Raw genomic sequence first — 18,783 nt, forward strand, 5'->3', positions numbered from 1 at the left:
AGGAGCGCCGCGATGACCCGTCTCACCGCCAAGGATTTCTCGCCCGAACTGCTCGAGCTCTACGACTTCTATGTGCACGGTCGCATCAGCCGCCGCGACTTCCTCGACCGCGCCGGCGCCTGCGCCGCGGTGCTGGGGCTGTCGGCCACCGGCGTGCTGGCGGCCCTGACGCCCAACTATGCCCTGGCCACCCAAGTCGAGTTCACCGATCCGGACATCGTCGCCGAATACGTCTACTACCCCTCGCCCAAGGGCCATGGCCGCGTCCGTGGCTATCTGGTGCGCCCGGCCAAGGCCAGCGGCAAGGTGCCGGCGGTGGTGGTGGTCCACGAGAATCGCGGCCTCAATCCCTATATCGAAGACGTCGCCCGGCGCCTGGCCAAGGCCGGCTACCTGACCCTGGCGCCGGATGGCCTGACCGCCATGGGCGGCTATCCCGGCAACGACGACAAGGGTCGCGAACTGCAGCAGCAGGTCGATCCGGAAAAGCTGATGAACGATTTCTTCGCCGCCGTGGAAACCCTGATGGGTCACGAATTCAGCACCGGCAAGGTCGGCATCACCGGCTTCTGCTATGGCGGCGGGGTGGCCAACGCGGCCGCCGTGGCCTACCCGGAACTGGCTGCCGCCGTGCCCTTCTATGGACGTCAGCCGCGCCCCGAGGAGGTGGCCGCGATCAAGGCGCCGCTGCTGATCCACTACGCCGAGAACGATCCGCGCATCAACGAGGGCGCCGCCGCCTACGAAGCGGCGCTCCAGGCGGCCGGCAAGACCTACGAGGTGCATCGCTATGCCGGCACCAACCATGGCTTCCACAACGATTCCACCCCGCGCTACGACGAAGCCGCTGCGCGCCTGGCCTGGGACCGCACCCTGGGCTGGTTCGGCCGCTATCTCGCCTAGGCACCTGACGGAGACCTCTGATGCCGCAACTGCGTATCCCCGCCGTCTACATGCGTGGCGGTTCCAGCAAGGGCGTGTTCTTTCATGCCCGCGACCTGCCGCCGGCCGGTCCGGCGCGCGATGCGCTGCTGCTGCGGGTGATCGGCAGCCCCGATCCCTACGGCAAGCAGATCGACGGCCTGGGCGGAGCCACCTCCAGCACCAGCAAGGTGGTGGTGATCGCGCCGTCCTGCCGCCCGGACTGTGACGTCGACTATCTGTTCGGCGCCCCGGCCATCGAGGTACCGGTGATCGACTGGTCGGGTAACTGCGGCAATCTCAGCGCTGCCGTCGGCCCCTTCGCCATCAGCGAGGGCCTGGTCCAGGCGCCGCGCGACGGCCTGGCCAGGGTGCGCATCTGGCAGGCCAACCTGGGCAAGCGCATCCTCGCCCACGTTCCCATGGCCAATGGCGAGGTGCAGGAGGAGGGCGATTTTCGCTTCGACGGCGTGGCCTTTCCGGCCGCCGAGGTGGTGCTCGACTTTCTCGATCCGGCGGGCAGCGACGGCAGTGTGCTGCCCACCGGGCGGGCGGTCGACGAACTGGACGTCCCGGGACTGGGCCGGCTGCCGGTGACCCTGCTCAATGCCGGTAATCCTACCGTCTTCGTGCGCGCCGAGACCCTGGGCCTGAGCGGCACCGAAACCCAGGCGCAGGTCAACGGCGATGGGCCGCTGCTGGCGCGCCTGGAGGCCCTGCGCGCGGCGGGCGCGGTGGCCATGGGGCTGGCCGCGACCGCCGCCCAGGCCACGGCGGAGCGGCCGCATACGCCCAAGCTGTGCCTGATCGCCCCACCCCAGACCTACCGGGTGGCGGGTGGCAAGCAGGTCCAGGCCGAGGAACTCGACGTCATCGCGCGGATGATCTCCATGGGCAAGCTGCACCACGCCATCCCCGGCACCGGCGCGGTCGCCGTGGCGGTGGCCGCGGCGCTGCCGGGGACCCTGGTCCACACCCTGACCGGCGACCTGGACGGCCGCCAGGTCCGCATAGGCCATACCGCCGGCACCGTGGCGGTCGGCGCCCGGGCGCGCGAGGTCGGCGGCGTCTGGCAGGTGGAAAAGGCCAGCATGAGCCGCAGCGCCCGGCGCCTGATGGAAGGCTGGGTACGGGTACCGGCAGAGTAGGTTGGGTTGAGCGCAGCGAAGCCCAACGGAGGGATACCTCCGCGCTGGAGCGCCCTCACCCCAGCCCTCTCCCAGAGGGAGAGGGGGCGGTCAAGCCTGGCGCGACCGCTTCCCGTAGGAGCGGCCCATGGCCGCGATCCAGCCGATGTCCTGGCGTAGCGTGGAAAACCACGCAGCGTTTTCCACTGGGCAAGCCCCGGCTCCATCCGTGGATAAGGCTGCGCCGTTATCCACACTACGGCCACGTAGGTTGGGTTGAGCGCAGCGAAGCCCAACGGAGGGGATACCTCTGCGCTGGAGCGCCTTCACCCCAGCCCTCTCCCAGGGGAGAGGGGCGGTCGAGCCTGGCGCGACCGCTTCCCGTAGGAGCGGCCCATGGCCGCGATCCAGCCGATGTCCTGGCGTAGCGTGGAAAACCGCGCAGCGTTTTCCGCTGGGCAAGCCCCGGCTCCATTCGTGGATAAGGCTGCGCCGTTATCCACCCTACGGCCGAGATCGACCGCGTAGGTTGGGTTGAGCGCAGCGAAGCCCAAGAGCGGGGATACCTCTGCGCTGGAGCGCCCTCACCCCAGCCCTCTCCCAGAGGGAGAGGGGGCGGTCGAGCCTGGCGCGACCGCTTCCCGTAGGAGCGGCCCATGGCCGCGATCCAGCCGATGTCCTGGCGTAGCGTGGAAAACCACGCAGCGTTTTCCACTGGGCAAGCCCCGGCTCCATTCGTGGATAAGGCTGCGCCGTTATCCACCCTACGGCCGAGATCGACCGCGTAGGTTGGGTTGAGCGCAGCGAAGGCCAACAGCGGGGATACCTCCGCGCTGGAGCGCCCTCACCCCAACCCTCTCCCAGGGGGAGAGGGGGCGGTCAAGCCTGGCGCGACCGCTTCCCGTAGGAGCGGCCCATGGCCGCGATCCAGCCGATGTCCTGGCGTAGCGTGGAAAACCGCGCAGCGTTTTCCACTGGGCGAACCTTCCCGCCATTCGTGGATAAGGCTGCGCCGCTATCCACCCTACGCCCCCAACCGCCCCCTCTCCCTCCGGGAGAGGGCTGGGGTGAGGGATGATCCACTCGGACGCTGACCTCAGGTCCCTTCGATCAGATCGCGGATGCGCACCGCCAGGGCGTCCATGGCGAAGGGCTTGGTCATCACGTGCATGCCGGGCTCCAGGTGGCCGTTGCCGACTACGGCGTTCTCGGCGTAGCCGGTGATGAATAGCACCTTGAGGCCCGGGCGGCGCTGGCGGGCGGCGTCGGCCATCTGGCGGCCGTTCATGCCGCCGGGCAGGCCGACGTCGCTGATCAGCAGGTCGATGCGCACGTCGGATTCCAGCAGGCGCAAGCCGGAGCTGGCATCCGCCGCTTCCAGGGCGGCGTAGCCCAGTTCCTCCAGCACCTCCACCACCAGCATCCGTACCGTGGGTTCGTCATCCACCACCAGCACCGTCTCGCCGTGGCCCTGGCGCGGCAGGGTCGGCTGGCTGGCGGCGAGGTCGACGCCGGTGGCCGCTTCGCGATGACGCGGCAGGAAGAGGGTGACGCTGGTGCCCTGATCGACCTGGGAATGGATGCGCGCCTGGCCGCCGGACTGGCGCACGAAGCCGTAGATCATCGACAGGCCCAGCCCCGTGCCCACCCCGATCGGCTTGGTGGTGAAGAAGGGATCGAAGGCCTTGGCGATCACCTCGGGCGGCATGCCGCAGCCGTTGTCGGTCACCGAGAGGGCGATGTATTCGCCCGCTTCCAGGTCGCGGACCCGGGCCATGCGCGCATCCAGCGCCCGGTTGGCGGTCTCGATGAAGATGCGACCGCCCTCGGGCATGGCGTCGCGGGCATTGATGCAGAGGTTGAGCAGGGCGTTTTCCAGTTGCGGCGGATCGACCAGGGTCGACCACAGCTCGCTGCTGGCCACCACCTCGATCTGGATGGCCGGACCCACCGTGCGGCGGATCAGGTCTTCCATGCCGGCCACCAGGCGATTGACGTCGGTGGGCTTGGGATCCAGCGTCTGCCGGCGGGAAAAGGCCAGCAGCCGGTGGGTCAGGGCGGCGGCGCGGATGGCGGCGCCCTGGGCGGCGGTGGTGTAGCGCTCGAGATTGTTCAGCCGGCCCTGGCCGATCCGTACCGTGAGCAGATCCAGACTGCCGACGATGCCGGCGAGCAGGTTGTTGAAATCATGGGCCAGGCCGCCGGTGAGCTGGCCGACCGCTTCCATCTTCTGCGACTGGCGCAACTGCTCTTCCAGCAGCGCCTGGGTCTCCGCGGCGTCCCTTTCCCGGGTGATGTCGCGCCCGGCGCCGGTGAGGCGATCCTGTTCGGTGTCCATCGACAGCGTCCAGGACAGCCAGCGCCAGCTGCCGTCCGCCGCCAGCACGCGGTTTTCCACCCGCGCCGGCAGGCCGCTGCGGCGCAGTTCGTCCAGTGCCACCAGCACCCCTGGCAGATCGTCGGGATGGATGAGTTCCCGGTAGGGGCGGCTGAGCAACTCGGCTTCGGAATAGCCCAGGCCGCGCGACCAGGAGGGACTCACCCGTAGCAGCTGCCCATTGAAATCGGCGGTCAGCAGCAGGTCTTCGCTGAGCGCCCAGAGCCGGTCGCGCTCGGCGGTGCGCGCCTGGACCTCCTGGCTGAGGCTGAGATTCTGCGCCTGGATCAGCGTCTGGGCGTCGCGCTGGGCGGTGACGTCCTGGGCGAAGACATAGAAGCCGTCCACCGCCCCGCGCGCATCGCGCCGCGGACGATAGTGGATGTCGGCGATGCGTCGCCGGCCGTCCGGCCAGGCCCAGGGCAGGTCCAGCCGCGCCGGGGTGCCGTCCAGGGCGGCCTGGATGGCCGGACGCCGAGCCGCGAACAGCTCCGGGGCGAAGACCTCGGCCATGCTGCGACCCAGGATGCTTTCCGGGGCGTCCTTGAACCACTTGGGCGCCTCGATGTTGGCGAAGCGATAGACAAGCTCGCGATCAACGAAGGCGATCAGGCAGGGCAGGGTGTCGGCCACCAGCCGCAGATTGAGTTCGCTGTCGCGCAGGGCCCGCTCCGCGGTCAGCCGCGCCGTCGCCGAGCGGGTGCGATTGGCGACCTCGCGGATGAATTGCACTTCGGCCGGCGTCCAGCACCGCGCTTGGCTGGCGCTGACATAGAGCAGGGCGACGAAATGGCCGTGCTCGAACAGCGGGGTGCTGACGAAGGCGCGGGTGTCCAGCCGTTGCATGGCGGCCAGGTTGTGGCAGGTGCAGGCATCCTCGCGCACATCCTCGATGGCCACGGTCTCGCCGCGCTTGAAGTCCTCGATACAGCTGCCATAGTCGCGGAAATTCAGGGTGCCCATCAGGCTGCACCCGCCCGAGATCGTCCAGTCGTGCTCCACGCTGATGGTCTCGGCGTCGGCGTCCACCAGGCCGTAGCCCACCCGCTGGGCGTCCAGCAGGGTGCCCAGCACTGTGCAGGCCAGCTCGGTGACCGCCTCGATGTCGTTGAGGTGGCTGAAGCCTTCGCCCAGCTCTGCCAGGGCGCGGCGATAGCGCTCTTCGTCGCGGGTCGCCTGGGCGGCCTGCTCGCGTTCGGTGACATCCAGGAACAGCACCAGGAAGCTCTCCGCGCCGGCCTTGTGCGCATGACCTTCGTACCAGCGCCCGTTGGCCTGGAATTGCCGCACGTAGCTGAACGACTGGCCGGTATCCACCACCCGGGTGAAATCCTCCACCCAGAGGTCTTCGAGTTCGGGAAACAGGGTCCGGGCGGTCTGGCCGATCGCCTGCTCCGCGCTCAGGCCGAAGTGCATGCACCAGGCTCGGTTGACCTGGTCATAGCGCCAGTCGCAGCCGCGACCGTGCTCATCGCGCAGAATGGTGCCGAGGATGAAGCCCTCGTCCAGTTGCTCGAACAGACCGCGCCAATAGCGCTCGCTTTCCGCCAGTTTCTGCTGCACCTCGCCCACGTGGCGCTGGCTGTCACGCAGGGCCTGGCCGGCCAGATGCTGGGGCGTACGGTCGCGTAGGATCTTGACGAAGCCGGTATGGCGGCCGGCGTCGTCGTGCAGCGGATGCATCTCGCCGCTGGCCCAGAAGCGGGTGCCGTCGCGTCGCAGGTGCCAGCGTTCGTCTTCGGCGCGACCGTCCTGCAGCGCCAGCCGCATTTCCAGCGCGGCCCGGCCGATCTGGTTGTCTTCGGGGGTGAAGAAGCGCTCGACCGGCGCGCCGCGAATCTCTGCGGCGGTCCAGCCCAGCAGGCGTTCGGCGCCGCTGTTCCAGTCGGTGATCACCCCGGCCGGATCGAGCACGATCATGGCGAAATCGATGGCCCCATCAAAGATCGCCAGACGCCGCTGGGCGTCCTGGGGCGGCAGCGCGGTGCACTGGTCGAGCGCGGCGCGGAGGCGACGGACTTCGGCCTGGAGTTCAGCGTGGGAGAGAGCGGATTCAGCCATGGGGTCGTTCGAGCGCGTGAGCAGCGGAAGCGGACGGCGGTGACGTCCGGCGAGAGCCTTAGAGTAAGAGAGTCGGGCGATGGCTAGCGATCTGCCAGCACCTTTTTCCGACAGACAGGGAATTAAGTAGCCGTTACGGCATCAGACAAGTGCCGGCACCCGGCTGCCAGCCGCCCATCCGAGCCTTGTGATCCAATTCGAGAAATTTCGGTCTATTTAGTCGTACTAATGAAGTAGCGTTGCCATGACCGATGTAGTTTCTTCCGCTGCTGTTACCACCGTGCTGGTCGTCGAAGACGATCCGGTGCTGAGATCGCTGGCGACGGAGGTATTCGAGATGGAAGGTTATGCCGTCCAGTCCTTCGATACCGCCGACGCCGCCTGGGGTTGGCTCGAGTCCGATCCCTTACCGCCCGATCTCCTGTTCACCGACGTGCGCATGCCGGGTCGGCTGGACGGACTCGCCCTGGCCAAGCAGGTGCGTCAGCGCTTTCCACAATTGCCGATCCTGGTGTCCTCCGGCTATACCGGCCAGCAGTACGCCGAGCGCGAGGAGCGGGCGCTGTTCCTGCCCAAGCCCTGGACCATCGACCAGTTGCTCAAGGCCTGCGGCCAGCTGGGTGTCTAGCCCGCCGCCTGGCGCGCCCGTGCCAGGCGTACCGCCGAATCCACCTCGTCCAGCGTCCAGGGCTTCTGCAGGAAGATCACCTGCTCGGGCAGCGCCGTGGTGATCTCGTAGCCGTAGCCCGAGGTGATCACCATAGGCAGCGCGGGCCAGCGCTGCAACAGCATCTCCGCCAGTTCGCCGCCACGCAGCTGACCGGGCATCAGGTGGTCGGTGATCACCAGCCCGGGGCTTTGCTGCTGCTGGAGCAGATGCACCAGGGCGTCGTCGGCGTTGTCGAAGCGAACACAGGTCCAGCCCAGTCGCTCTTCGAGGTGATTGCTCAGCAGTTCGGCGAGCAGCCCGTTGTCTTCGATGACGACGAGATAGGGGAGGGGATCAGGCGAGGTCATCGGGACTTCCGGAACGCGATGAGACGATTCCGGAAGTCTAGCAGAGGCCTGCTGGGCTCAGTCTGGCTTTCGTCTGACCATTATCAGAACTCCAGGACGATCTTGCCGAAATGGCTGCCGTCCTTCTGGAAGGCGAAGGCCGCGGCGATCTCGTTCAGCGGGTAGCTGCGATCGATGACCGGCTTAATCCCGGTGCTTTCCAGGGCGCGGATCATCTCCTGCTGATGGCGACGACTGCCGACGATCAAACCCTGCAGTCGCTGGTGGCGGCGCATCAGGTTGGCGGTGGGGACCTGGCCCTCGACGCCGGTGAGCACCCCGATCAGCGCCAGGTGCCCATGGATGCGCGCGGCCTGGATGGACTGCGCCAGGGTCGCCGGACCGCCCACCTCCACCACGATGTCGACGCCACGGCCGCCGGTGATGGCCTGTACCTTGGCGCCCCATTCCGGCTCTTCACGGTAATTGATCAGGTGATCGGCGCCCAGGGCATAGGCGCGCTGCAGCTTTTCGTCCGAGGACGAGGTGGCGATCACCGTGGCGCCCATGGCCTTGGCCATCTGCAGGGCGAAGATGGAGACGCCGCCGGTCCCCATGACCAGCACGCTGTCACCGGCCTTGAGGCCACCGTCCACCACCAGGGCGCGCCAGGCCGTCAGCCCGGCGGTGGTCAGGGTCGCCGCCTCGGCATGGCTGTAGCCCTTGGGCGCGCGGGTGAAGGCGGTGGCTGGACGTACCACCACCTCGCAGGCGAAACCGTCGACGCCATCGCCGGGCGTGGTGGAAAAGTCATCGATGGGCGGCTCGCCGTCCAGCCAGTGGGGAAAGAAGGTCGAGACCACGTGATCGCCCACGGCGAATTCGCTGACCCCGGCGCCCACCGCCTCGACCACCCCGGCGCCATCGGACATGGGAATGCGCCCATCGGCGGTCGGCATCTTGCCCAGCACCACGCCCAGGTCATGGAAATTCAGCGAGCTGGCCTTGATCCGCACCCGGATCTCGCCAGCCCCCGGCTGCCCGGGATCGGGCAGCTCGCAGGGCTCCAGCTGGTCCAGACCACCGGGTTTGCGTAGGCGTATGGCGTGCATGAGAAATCCTCCGGACTGTGGCGAGCAGGACGCTCGCGGGTCAGTAGAGGACCACGGCAGGGGGCGCAGGATTCCCGCCAGGGGACCTGCGCCCTGGACCTTACTTGATCGCCTTCTGCAGTTGCTGCAGCTGCTGGGTGCGGGTGTTGAGGCGGGCTTCGCCGCGTTCGGCGTCGACCTTCTTCAGCTCGGCTTCGGCCATGCGCAGCTTGATGGTCTGCATGGCGGTCTGGATGCGTTGCTGGGTCAGGTAGGCCAGCTGGTCGACGGTGCGCTCGTTCTCACCGTCCTTGTAGGCCTTGTCGGCCTTGGCCAGCCAGGTGCCGGCGTCCTTGGTTTCCAGCGCTGCCAGCTGGGTGGCCTGGGGCTGGGATTCGAGAGCGGCGTAGTCGTTGCGCGCCTTTTCCAGATTGGGGTTGGGCGGGGTGGCGCAGGCGGCCAGGGTGAGGGTCAGCGCCGACATCAGCGGGAGCAGAAAACGTTTACGCATGGTTTCGTCCTTCAAGAGAGCGGGCAGCCTTACTGCTGCACCTTTTTCTGTAGATTCTGTTGCAGCTGGAGGTTGATCTGACCTTCCTCACGGATCTGCTGGATGCTGTTCTGGGCATCCTGCAGCGCCGCCTGGGCCTTGGCGGCCTGGGTCTTGCGGGTCGCCAGACGGGCATCCCACTCGGCCTGCTCGGCCAGGCGCTTGGCCTCGTCGTATTTCTCGTTGGACAGGGCTGCCTGGGCCTGGGTCCACTTGTCCTGGGCCGACTTGGTCTCGATGGGGGCGAACTGGTTGCCGCCGCCGCTCACGGCTTCGTTGACGGCGGACTGGGTCACGGCCATCTGCGCGGTCGGCGGGTTGCCGGCGCAGCCCGCGAGCAGCAGACCGCCGCCCAGGACCAGGCTGGCGAGCAGCGCACGAGGCGCGGAGAACGAAGAGGCACGAGCGGGACCGGTTTTCATCCGAACATTCCTGGCAGGTCGCCCGGAATGGGCGACAGTGCCTTTGAGACGACGAAAACGCGGCGAGGTTCGCTGCAGAACCCCAGCCGAGGGCGGCTCGCTGCGGTCAGGCCCGTACCGCCTGGTACAGCGCGCGGATCAGATCCGACTGGGTGATGATGCCCACCAGGCGGCGCGAGCCGTCGATGATGGGGATGTGGCGGTGGCCGTTCTCGGAAAACACCGGCACCAGATCGATCAGCAGGCGGTCGGCGCTGGCCACCCGCACGGTACGGGTCATGATGTGACCGACGCTGTTTTCCTCCTGGCGCGTGCGCGGGCGGACCAGCGATCTCAGGCGCCAGCCGAGGCCTTCGTGGACGTCCAGATCGATCTGCCGCATGAAGTCGGCGACGGTGACGATGCCCAGCAGATGACCCTGGCGATCCACCACCGGCAGCGCCTTGATGCGCCGGGCGCGCATCAGCGCCCAGGCTTGCTGCAGCGGCATCTCGGCGCGGGCCGTCACCGGTTCGTGGCTCATGACGTCGGCGCAGCGCAACTCGCCCATCTTACGCTGGTAGGCGCGCGCCTCCACCTGTTCGAGCAATTCGGCGAGGTCGTCGCGGCTGATGTCCAGCACCTGGTTGTAGCGTGCCAGCACGGCGTCCAGGTCGGCGCGCTGCAGGCGCGTCTCGCCACTCGGCTCGGCCGGGCGCGGCACATGGGGCCAGGGGCGGCGGGTCAGGTTGTTGTAGAGCAGGCCGGCACTCACCAGCAGCAGCGAATCCAGCGCCACCGGACTCCAGGCATAGCTGAAGTCCTGGGCGCCGATCAGCACCATCAGCAGCGCCGAGGCGCCACCCGGCGGGTGCAGGCAGCGCAGGGTGAACATGGCGGCGATGGCCAGGGCGACCGCCACGGCGGCGGCCAGGTTGGCTTCGGGAATCCACAGCGCGCAGGCGATGCCGATCAGCGCCGACAGGGTGTTGCCGCCCACCACCGACCAGGGCTGCGCCAGCGGACTGGAGGGCAGGGCGAACACCAGTACGGCGCTGGCGCCCAGCGGCGCTACGAGCGCCAATGCCAGGGCGCCATGCTGGTGCACCGGCTGGCCTTCCAGCCACCAGGCGGCGAGCAGGGCCGCGAGCAGGATGCCGAGGCCGGCGCCGAGGCTGGCGCGCAGCCGCTCGCGTCCGTCGATGGGCAGCGGCGCCGGCCAGAAGGCGCGCAGGCCCTGGGCCAGGCGGGCGAAGAGAGACGGCGAAGGCGACGGCGTAAGGGGTTCCTGGGACATGGGAAAGGCAGCTGCTGGGCAGAACGAGGGCGCTGATGGTCCCTCCTGGACGCAGCCCTGGCAAGACCGGCGCGGCGCGCTCGGCGCCCGGGTCTACGGCCAGGCGGCGACCCAGAGCGGCTGCCGTCTCCAGGCGATTTTCTGCTGCGACCGCTGCGGCTGCCGTAGTAGGATCATCGGCTGGGTGTCGCCGCAGCCACGCGGTAGGACAGGTTGAATCGAGCGCAGGTCGGGCCGCCGCGCGGAGTACGGCTGCCCATGAACTCTCCCTTTTCTCCGGCCAAGGCCCTGGCCTATCTCAATCGCTTCGTCGCGGCCGAAGCGGCCGGTGGTGTCGTGCTGATGGTGGCCGCCGCCATCGCCCTGATCGTCGCCAACTCGCCGCTGGCCGAGGGCTATTTCGCCAGTCTGCACTGGTATGTGGGTGGTCTGTCCCTCGGTCACTGGATCAACGACGGCCTGATGGCCATCTTCTTCCTGCTGGTGGGGCTGGAGATCAAGCGCGAGATGGCGGTCGGCCAACTCGCCAGCTGGGGCGATCGCGCCCTGCCGGGGCTCGCCGCCCTGGGCGGCATGCTGGTGCCGGCGCTGCTCTATGCCCTGGTCAATCGCCACGATCCCCAGACCCTCTCGGGTTGGGCGATTCCCGCCGCCACCGACATCGCCTTCGCCCTGGGCGTGCTGTCGCTGCTGGGTTCGCGGGTGCCGGTGTCGCTCAAGGTGTTTCTCTCCGCCCTGGCGATCCTCGATGACCTCGGCGCCGTGCTGATCATCGCGCTGTTCTACACCAGCGACCTCTCCAGCAGCATGCTGCTGGCCGCGGCCGGTCTGGTGGCGGTGCTGTTCGTGCTCAATCGCCTCAAGGTCACCGCCCTGTTGCCCTATCTGCTGGTGGGGGCGCTGCTATGGTTCTGCATGCTGCGTTCGGGCATCCATGCGACCCTGGCCGGGGTGATCCTGGCGCTGTTCATTCCCCTGGGCGACACCGAGGCCGACGACGCCTCGCCGCTGCTCAAGCTGGAGTCCGCGCTGCATCCCTGGGTGGCCTTCCTGATCGTGCCGCTGTTCGGCTTCGCCAATGCCGGGGTCTCCCTGGCCGGGATGTCGCCGGCCAATCTGCTGGATCCGGTGCCCCTGGGCGTGACCCTGGGGCTGTTCCTTGGCAAGCAGATCGGGATTTCCCTGATGGCGGTGCTGGCCATCCGCAGCGGTCTGGCGCGGCTGCCCGAGGGTGCCAGCTGGCTGCAGCTCTATGGCGTGGCGCTGCTCTGCGGCATTGGCTTTACCATGAGCCTGTTCATCGGCGCCCTGGCCTTTCCGGGGGCGCCCTTCCTGGTCGACGAGGTCAAGATCGGCGTGCTGCTGGGGTCGCTGCTGTCGGCCCTGGCGGGCGTTGCCGTCCTGCTCCTCGCCGCCCCTCGCTGTTGAGAGGAGTCTGAGATGCCCTATGCGCTGTTCGCGGTGATGTTTGGCGGTGCCCTCGGCAGCGCCTGTCGCTGGTGGGTCGGTCTGCGGCTGAATGCGCTGTTTCCGCTGCTGCCCCTGGGCACGCTGCTGGTCAATCTGGTCGGCGGCTTCGTGATCGGCCTGGCGCTGGGGCTGTTCTCCCGTTATCCGGGGCTGGAAGCCCAGTGGCGCCTGCTGCTGGTGACCGGCTTCTGCGGTGGCTTCACCACCTTCTCGACCTTTTCCGCCGAGGTGGTGGGATTGCTGCAGAGCGGCCGCTTGGGCTGGGCGGCGCTCACCGTGACCATCCATGTGCTGGGGTCGCTGCTGCTGACCCTGGCCGGTTTTGCCCTGGCCGGTCGCCTCGGCTGAGACGCCCGGCCAGCTGGCCTCAGGCCGGCGCCACCGGGGCCTGGCGCCGCGGCTTGAATCTCAGCGCCGGCGCCTCGATCAGGTGCCAGGAGAGCACCGCGAACCCCAGGGTCAGGACATAGCTCACCAGCAGGAAACCAGGCAGCGAGAAGCTGTCGGGAAACCAGTGCATGAGCAGTTGCTGGACCGGGAAGTTGAACAGGTAGAGGCCGTAGGAATAGTCGCCGAAGCGGCCGAAGCCATGCAGCACCGGTACCTGCACCTGGGCCAGGTAGATGATCACATAGGCCAGCGACACCAGGTGGATCACCGGCAGGACATGCCAGACGATGGCCGCCAGCGACAGCAGGCAGAGCGCCAGGGCGATCTCCAGGCGCCAGGGGATGCGCGGTCCCGCGAGTTGCAGCAGGGCGCCGGCGAAAAAGAACATGCCCAGGCTGAACACCTTGTGCAGCACGAAGCTGGCGATGCCCATCTGCGGCAGCAGCAGGAAGTTGCCCAGCACCAGCACCACCAGGGTGGCCATGACCACCGAGCGGGTCAGCAGCCCCAGCACCCCGATGATCAGCAGCGACAGGTACATGAACACCTCGTAGGGCAGGGTCCAGTAGCTGCCGTTCACCGTGTCCGGAAAGGGATTGCCGGTGAAGACGCCAGGCAGTTCGAAGCGCGTCATCAAGAGGATGTTCTTGAAGAAGCCCAGGGTCTGGCGATCGCTGAAGTAGGCGCTCGTTTCCCGGCTGGTGGCCAGCCAGCCCACCACCAGCACCGAGAACAGCACCGAGACGATCAGCGCCGGAAAGATCCGCAGGGCGCGCTTGAGCAGAAAGTCCAGGGGATTGCGACTGCGCTGGAAGGACGCCGTGATCAGGAAGCCGCTGATCACGAAGAACACATAGACGGCGATGTTGGCCGCGTCGGTGAAGCCGGTGAAGTTGAGGATCGGCTCGGCGCCGATATGCCCCGAGAGCCAGAAGCCGTGGCCGATCACCACGGTGGAGGCCGCGGCGAATCTCAGGAAATCGAAGTTGTTGCGTCCCTGGGGGACGTGGGCGGTAGTCATGTCTGCTCCTCGCAGCCGTGGCCCATGCCGCGGCCACCCTCCGGGAGCGGACTCCGGCTGGACGGCGACGCGAACGGCATCGGCAGAGACGCTCGTCATGAGACGCGCGCAGGCAAAGGCCGCTGCCGGCTGGGCCGGCAACGAAAGGACGACAGCCGACGCGATCAGCGAGATCGGCCGGCCGGCGAGGGCAGGGGTGCTATGGGGGGCTGAGCGGCGCGAAAGCGGGCGTCATGCGCCAGGACTCCGGAAAAGCGGTACCGCACGCGGGAACGGGGGCGGCGAGACGCGCGCAGGCGAACGGGGTCTGGGGCCTCCCGGCCGCCCCGGTCATTGCGTGCGCCTCGCTCATCAGGCGCTGGCCTGCAGCGGCTGGTCGTGCACGTCTTGCGACGGTTCCAGGGCGAAGGGTTCCTGGGCGAAGTAGAGGGCAGCGCTCTGGCGGGCGTGATCGCCGAATTCATGGGGATGGCGCATGACGATCCGCTCGAAGGCGCCCGGCTCCAGGCCGTCTTCATAGAAGCCGTTGTGGCACTGCAGGATGCCCGAGGCGCAGACGCTACGCTCGACCGCGGCGATCAGGCCGCCGGCCCTGAGGCTCTTGACGATGTTGTGCGGCAGCCGCTGGCGGCGACGTAGGCTGGCGGCGGTGTCGCTGAGGGTATCGAGGATCTCGCTCTCGGCGGGCGTCAGCTTGCGTACGTCCAGCTTGGACTTCTGCACCAGGTAGCGACGGGAGAGCAGGCGGGCCTGGTCATTGAGGGCCTTGAGCACCGCGCCGCTGAGTTCGCCCCGGGTGAACAGGCCAGTTTCCAGGGCGATCAGATAGGACCAATCGTTGATGAGCGGAATCTTGCTGATGTCACGTTCCATGTGAGTGCCTGCGTCCATTTAAGTTGGCTAATTGAGGATAGGACACCCTCAATGGTTCCAGATGGCCAGTATAAGGTGACGAGTGGCATGGAATTTGACGCTCCTGACAAGAATTGTCGGTTTTTTGTCGAAGTGGGTCACGCCTTGGGGATGCAACCTCAACGTTGCGCTTGGGGTCCCTTGCTGGAGACCTGGCGCGAGTCGGGTAACCCTTCACAACGTCAGGTGATGAGATGAGTGACCCTGCAGCCGCTACGACCCCCGCCGATCTCGAATGTGATGTCGCCGTGATCGGGGCCGGAACCGCCGGCCTCGCCGCCGAACGCGCCGCCCGCCGCCAGGGCGCGCGCACCCTGCTGATCGACGACCGCTGGGCCGGCACCACCTGTGCCTCCGTGGGCTGCATGCCCTCCAAGCTGCTGATCGTCGCCGGGGAGGCTCATCATGCCGTCCGCCGCGCCGGCACCTTTGGCATCGAGGTGGGCAGCGTCAGCGTCGATGGCGCGGCGGTCATGGCGCGGGTGCGGCGCGAGCGCGATCATTTCGTCGCCGCCACCAAGGAGGGTTTCGCCAAGTTGCCCGAGGGCGTGGCCCAGCGCGCGACGGCGCGCTTCGTGGCGCCGGATCGCCTGCAGCTCAGCGATGGTAAGACGATAAGCGCCCGTAGCGTGATCATCGCCACCGGCTCCTACCCCCTGGTGCCGGAACCCTTCGGCGCCCTCGGCGAGCGGGCGCTGACCAACGAGACGATCTTCGAACTCCCCGATCTGCCGCGTTCGCTGGCGGTGATCGGCACCGGTCCGGTGGGCCTGGAATTGGCCCAGGCCATGGCCCGCCTCGGCGTGGCCGTCACCCTGTTCGGCCAGGACGATGGCCTGGGCGCGCTGGAGGACCTGGAGGTCAAGGCCGAGTTGCGCAAGATCCTGGAACAGGACCTGACCCTGTACCTCAATGTCGAGGTGGATGCCCGGCGCGAAGGCGAGGGCGTGCGGCTGTCCTGGTCCGGCGCGGCGAGCGGCGACGGCGACTTCGACTACGTGCTGGTGGCCGCCGGGCGACCGCCGCGGCTGAAGGGGCTGGGGCTGGAGACCACCGGCATCGAGCTGGACGACCATGGCACCCCGGTCTACGACCCCGAGACGATGCAGTGTGGCTCCTCGTCGATCTTTATCGCCGGCGATGCCGACCATGACCGGCCGATCCTCCACGAGGCCTCCGACGAGGGGGCCATCGCCGGGCACAATGCCGCCTGCTATCCCGAGGTCCGACCGACCCCGAGATCGCCGCTGTTTTCGCTGATCTTCACCGATCCGCCGGTGGCCGTGCTGGGCAGTCCGCCCGACCAGGGCAGTCTGATCGGCACCTCGTCCTACCACGACCAGGGCCGCGCCCGGGTCGAGGCGCGCAACCAGGGCATCGCCCGCTTCTATGCCGAACCGGGTACCGGCAAGCTGACCGGCGCGGCCATGGTCGGGCCGGGCATGGACCATATCGGCCATCTGCTGGTGCTGGCGCTGATCCACGGCGAGACCGCCAGCTCGCTGCTGGACATGCCCTTCTACCACCCTACCCTCGAAGAAGGCCTCAAGAGCGGCCTGCGCGAGATCTGCAAGGCTGCCCACAGCAACCTGCGCGGCGATCGCGACCAGGGTCTGCCGTCCGGGGCTTGAGGGGGTGTTCGATCCGCCAGTGGAAAAGGCTGCGCCGTTTTCCACGCTACGGTTTGGCTGAAGGCACCCTCACCCCAACCCTCTCCCAGGAGGAGAGGGGGCTGTCCGGCGTAGCAGGGAGGTTCAACGTCCGTAGGGTGGATAACGGCGCAGCCTTATCCACGCGTCCCCGAATGCCCGGTCTACAAAGAGTCCCGCTGGAGTAACCCGAGGGGCGTCTGCTACCACCAGCCCCGTAGGTTGGGTTGAGCGCAGCTAAGCCCAACGAGATGCCCGACCAGCCAGCGGAAAAGGCTGCGCCGTTTTCCACGCTACGGTTTGGCTCAAGGCATCCTCACCCCAACCCTCGCCCAGGGGGAGAGGGGGCTGTCCGGCGCAGCGGGGAGGTTCAACGTCCGTAGGGTGGATAACGGCGCAGCCTTATCCACGCGTCCCGGAATCCCGGCCAACAAAAAGCCCCGGGGGATCACCCGCGGGGCTTCTGCTACCGCCAAACAGTCATCAGGCCTTGAAGCGCCGCACCAGGCCGTCCAGTTCGCCCGACAGTTGCGACAGGCGCGAGGAGTCGCGGGTGGTGGACTGGGCCAGGCCTTCCACCTGCTGGGCGTCGTCGTGGATCTGGGCGATGTGGCGGTTGATGTCCTCGGCCACCTGGTGCTGTTCCTCGGCCGCCGCGGCGATCTGCAGGGCCTGGTCGCGGATCTCGTCCACCGACTGGCGGATGCCTTCGAAGCTGCCACGCGCCTCGCTGATGGAGGCCACGCTGGTCTGCGACAGCTCCAGGCTGGTCTCGATCTGGCGGGTGACCTCCTGGGTGCGCCGCGCCAGGCTGCCGAGCAGGCCGTCGATCTCGCCGGTGGAGTCGGCGGTGCGCTTGGCCAGGGCCCGCACCTCGTCGGCCACCACGGCGAAGCCACGCCCCTGCTCACCGGCCCGCGCCGCTTCGATGGCGGCGTTGAGCGCCAGCAGGTTGGTCTGTTCGGCGATGCCGCGGATGGTGTCGAGGATGGTGTTGATGTTGTGGCTGTCCTGTTCCAGCACCGCCATGGCCTGGGCCGACTGGGCCAGGCTGCCGCTGAGCTGGTTGACGTTGCCGGTGGCCTTCTCGATCTGGCCGTAGCCTTCCTGCACCTTGTGATGACCGGCGTCGGCGGAGGCCGCGGCCTGGCTGCAGGAACGCGCGACCTCGTTGGAGGTGGCGACCATCTCGTTGAAGGCGGTGGACACCAGCTCCACGGCTTCGCGCTGGCGACCGGCGACCTCGTTCATGCTGGCCGCCGCCTGGGTGGTGGTCTGCGAGGCCTGCTGCAGGTCGTTGGAGGCCTGGCCGATGCGCTGCACCAGCTGGCGGATGCTGGCGAGGAACTGGTTGAACCAGCCGGCCAGGGTGGCGGTTTCGTCTTTGCCCTGCACGGTCAGGCTCTTGGTCAGGTCGCCTTCGCCCTGGGCGATGGATTCGAGGCCGGCAGAGACGCCACGGATCGGCCGCACGATCATGCCGGCGAAGGCGGCGCCGAGCACGGCGAACAGCAGTGCCAGCACCGCGGTGATGCCGGCGATCTGCCAGGTCAGGGCGGTGGCCTTGCCCATGACTTCGCTGCGCTCGATCAGACCGATGAATTTCCAGCCCAGATCCTTGGCCGGATAGACGTTGACCATGTAGTCGGTGCCGTTGAGATTGACCTCACCCAGGCCGCTCTGGATGCCGCTGAGGGTCTGGTAGGCGTCACCCAGCTCCTTGAGCTGCTTGAAGTTGTGCTTGGGGTCGCGCGGGTCGACCAGCACGTTGCCGCTGTCTTCCACCAGCAGCAGGTAGCCGCTCTGACCCAGGGTGATGCTCTTGACCAGATCGGTGAGCTGCTTGAGCGAGATGTCCAGGCCCACCACGCCGCGGACCTTGCCGCTGGCGTCTTCCATGGTCCGCACCACACCCATCAGCGAGACGTCGTCGGTGGCCCAGTAGTAGGCCGGGGTGCGCACCACCCTGCCGGGATTGTTCATGGCCGCCTGGTACCAGGGGCGCACGCGCGGATCGTAGTTGGCCAGCTTGGCGTCGTCCGGCCAGCTGACATAGCCGCCATCGGCCAGGCCGACCGACAGGTAGGCGGTGGTGGGGTGGGTCTTGGCGAAACGGGTGAAATAGGCCAGCGCCTGCTGGCCGGCTTCCGGCTGCGGCAACTGGGCGGCGTCGGCGCCGCTGTAGTTCTTCAGGCCTTGCAGCGCGACGATGTTCGGCTCCTTGGCGAGGAAGTCGACGTTCTGCTGGATGCCGGAGAAAAACTGCTGGATGTTGCGATCGATCTGGCGGATTTCGCGCCCGCTGCCGTCGAGGAAATCGCCGGTGGCCTGGCTGCGCACGTTCATGATGACCACGCCCGCCACCAGGATCACCGGGAGGCAGGCGGTTACCGCGAAAAGCGAGGTGAGTTTCTGCTTGATGTTCATCGAAAGCCCCGGTCGCGCCCTGGCGCGAAGAATGACGGCGACATGCCTTCACTCTGCATCGGCCCGGATAAGTCCGACTTGATACGGGATGAG

At 67.7% G+C, this 18,783-nt stretch carries 14 protein-coding genes and 1 pseudogene; 6 read left to right on the forward strand and 9 right to left on the reverse strand.

Annotation, left to right across the window (positions count from 1 at the left end; all coding sequences use genetic code 11):
• Nucleotides 1-12: 12 nt before the first annotated feature.
• Complete coding sequence (gene yghX / locus OXS31_RS17655; RefSeq protein WP_027600074.1) at nt 13-903, forward strand: YghX family hydrolase; 891 nt, start codon at nt 13-15, stop codon at nt 901-903.
• A 20-nt stretch (nt 904-923) separates the two neighbouring features.
• Complete coding sequence (prpF, locus tag OXS31_RS17660) at nt 924-2,069, forward strand: 2-methylaconitate cis-trans isomerase PrpF (protein ID WP_027600075.1); 1,146 nt, start codon at nt 924-926, stop codon at nt 2,067-2,069.
• A 1,075-nt stretch (nt 2,070-3,144) separates the two neighbouring features.
• On the opposite strand, the gene OXS31_RS17665 is transcribed toward prpF, so the two are convergent.
• Nucleotides 3,145-6,486, reverse strand: a complete 3,342-nt coding sequence (locus OXS31_RS17665; protein WP_267401006.1) for a PAS domain S-box protein — start codon at nt 6,484-6,486, stop codon at nt 3,145-3,147.
• Nucleotides 6,487-6,730: 244 nt separating this feature from the next.
• Here OXS31_RS17665 and OXS31_RS17670 point away from each other — a divergent pair, with 244 nt between their 5' ends.
• Nucleotides 6,731-7,114, forward strand: a complete 384-nt coding sequence (locus OXS31_RS17670) for a response regulator (RefSeq protein ID WP_007160682.1) — start codon at nt 6,731-6,733, stop codon at nt 7,112-7,114.
• On the opposite strand, the gene OXS31_RS17675 is transcribed toward OXS31_RS17670, so the two are convergent.
• The 5 genes and pseudogenes from OXS31_RS17675 to OXS31_RS17695 all read right to left on the reverse strand — a co-directional run bounded on the left by OXS31_RS17675 (nt 7,111) and on the right by OXS31_RS17695 (nt 10,821).
• Nucleotides 7,111-7,503, reverse strand: a complete 393-nt coding sequence (locus OXS31_RS17675; protein WP_007160683.1) for a response regulator — start codon at nt 7,501-7,503, stop codon at nt 7,111-7,113. The genes OXS31_RS17670 and OXS31_RS17675 overlap by 4 nt on opposite strands.
• Nucleotides 7,504-7,586: 83 nt before the next feature.
• Nucleotides 7,587-8,594 (reverse strand): NAD(P)-dependent alcohol dehydrogenase, encoded by a 1,008-nt coding sequence (locus OXS31_RS17680; protein WP_108582429.1) that lies wholly within the window; start codon nt 8,592-8,594, stop codon nt 7,587-7,589.
• 115 nt (nt 8,595-8,709) lie between these two features.
• Nucleotides 8,710-9,084, reverse strand: a pseudogene (locus OXS31_RS17685) (DUF4398 domain-containing protein); the annotation flags it as partial.
• A gap of 29 nt (nt 9,085-9,113) precedes the next feature.
• Nucleotides 9,114-9,545: a DUF4398 domain-containing protein gene (locus OXS31_RS17690; protein ID WP_027600079.1), complete on the reverse strand. Its 432-nt coding sequence runs from the start codon at nt 9,543-9,545 to the stop codon at nt 9,114-9,116.
• A gap of 106 nt (nt 9,546-9,651) precedes the next feature.
• Entirely contained in the window at nt 9,652-10,821 is a 1,170-nt protein-coding gene (locus OXS31_RS17695) for an HPP family protein (RefSeq protein WP_181902003.1), read from the reverse strand.
• Between the two features lie 258 nt (nt 10,822-11,079).
• Here OXS31_RS17695 and nhaA point away from each other — a divergent pair, with 258 nt between their 5' ends.
• On the forward strand, nt 11,080-12,249 hold the full coding sequence (nhaA, locus tag OXS31_RS17700) for a Na+/H+ antiporter NhaA (protein WP_267401021.1): 1,170 nt from the start codon (nt 11,080-11,082) through the stop codon (nt 12,247-12,249).
• A gap of 12 nt (nt 12,250-12,261) precedes the next feature.
• Entirely contained in the window at nt 12,262-12,639 is a 378-nt protein-coding gene (gene crcB / locus OXS31_RS17705; protein ID WP_027600082.1) for a fluoride efflux transporter CrcB, read from the forward strand.
• 19 nt (nt 12,640-12,658) lie between these two features.
• Here the strand turns inward: crcB and OXS31_RS17710 are convergent, their stop codons facing one another.
• Nucleotides 12,659-13,702, reverse strand: a complete 1,044-nt coding sequence (locus tag OXS31_RS17710; protein WP_027600083.1) for an acyltransferase — start codon at nt 13,700-13,702, stop codon at nt 12,659-12,661.
• 351 nt (nt 13,703-14,053) lie between these two features.
• Nucleotides 14,054-14,575, reverse strand: coding sequence for a hypothetical protein (locus tag OXS31_RS17715; protein ID WP_144956771.1), 522 nt, complete (start codon nt 14,573-14,575; stop codon nt 14,054-14,056).
• Nucleotides 14,576-14,808: 233 nt separating this feature from the next.
• Here OXS31_RS17715 and OXS31_RS17720 point away from each other — a divergent pair, with 233 nt between their 5' ends.
• Nucleotides 14,809-16,245: a dihydrolipoyl dehydrogenase gene (locus OXS31_RS17720; RefSeq protein WP_267401030.1), complete on the forward strand. Its 1,437-nt coding sequence runs from the start codon at nt 14,809-14,811 to the stop codon at nt 16,243-16,245.
• A gap of 501 nt (nt 16,246-16,746) precedes the next feature.
• Here OXS31_RS17720 and OXS31_RS17725 read toward each other — a convergent pair.
• Nucleotides 16,747-18,690 carry a methyl-accepting chemotaxis protein gene (locus OXS31_RS17725; RefSeq protein WP_108582432.1) on the reverse strand — a complete coding sequence of 648 codons (1,944 nt, stop codon included), beginning with the start codon at nt 18,688-18,690 and terminating at the stop codon, nt 16,747-16,749.
• Between the last annotated feature and the right edge of the window lie 93 nt (nt 18,691-18,783).

It is taken from the genome of Pseudomonas sp. GM_Psu_1, assembly GCF_026544185.1.
Taxonomy (GTDB): domain Bacteria; phylum Pseudomonadota; class Gammaproteobacteria; order Pseudomonadales; family Pseudomonadaceae; genus Chryseomonas; species Chryseomonas oryzihabitans.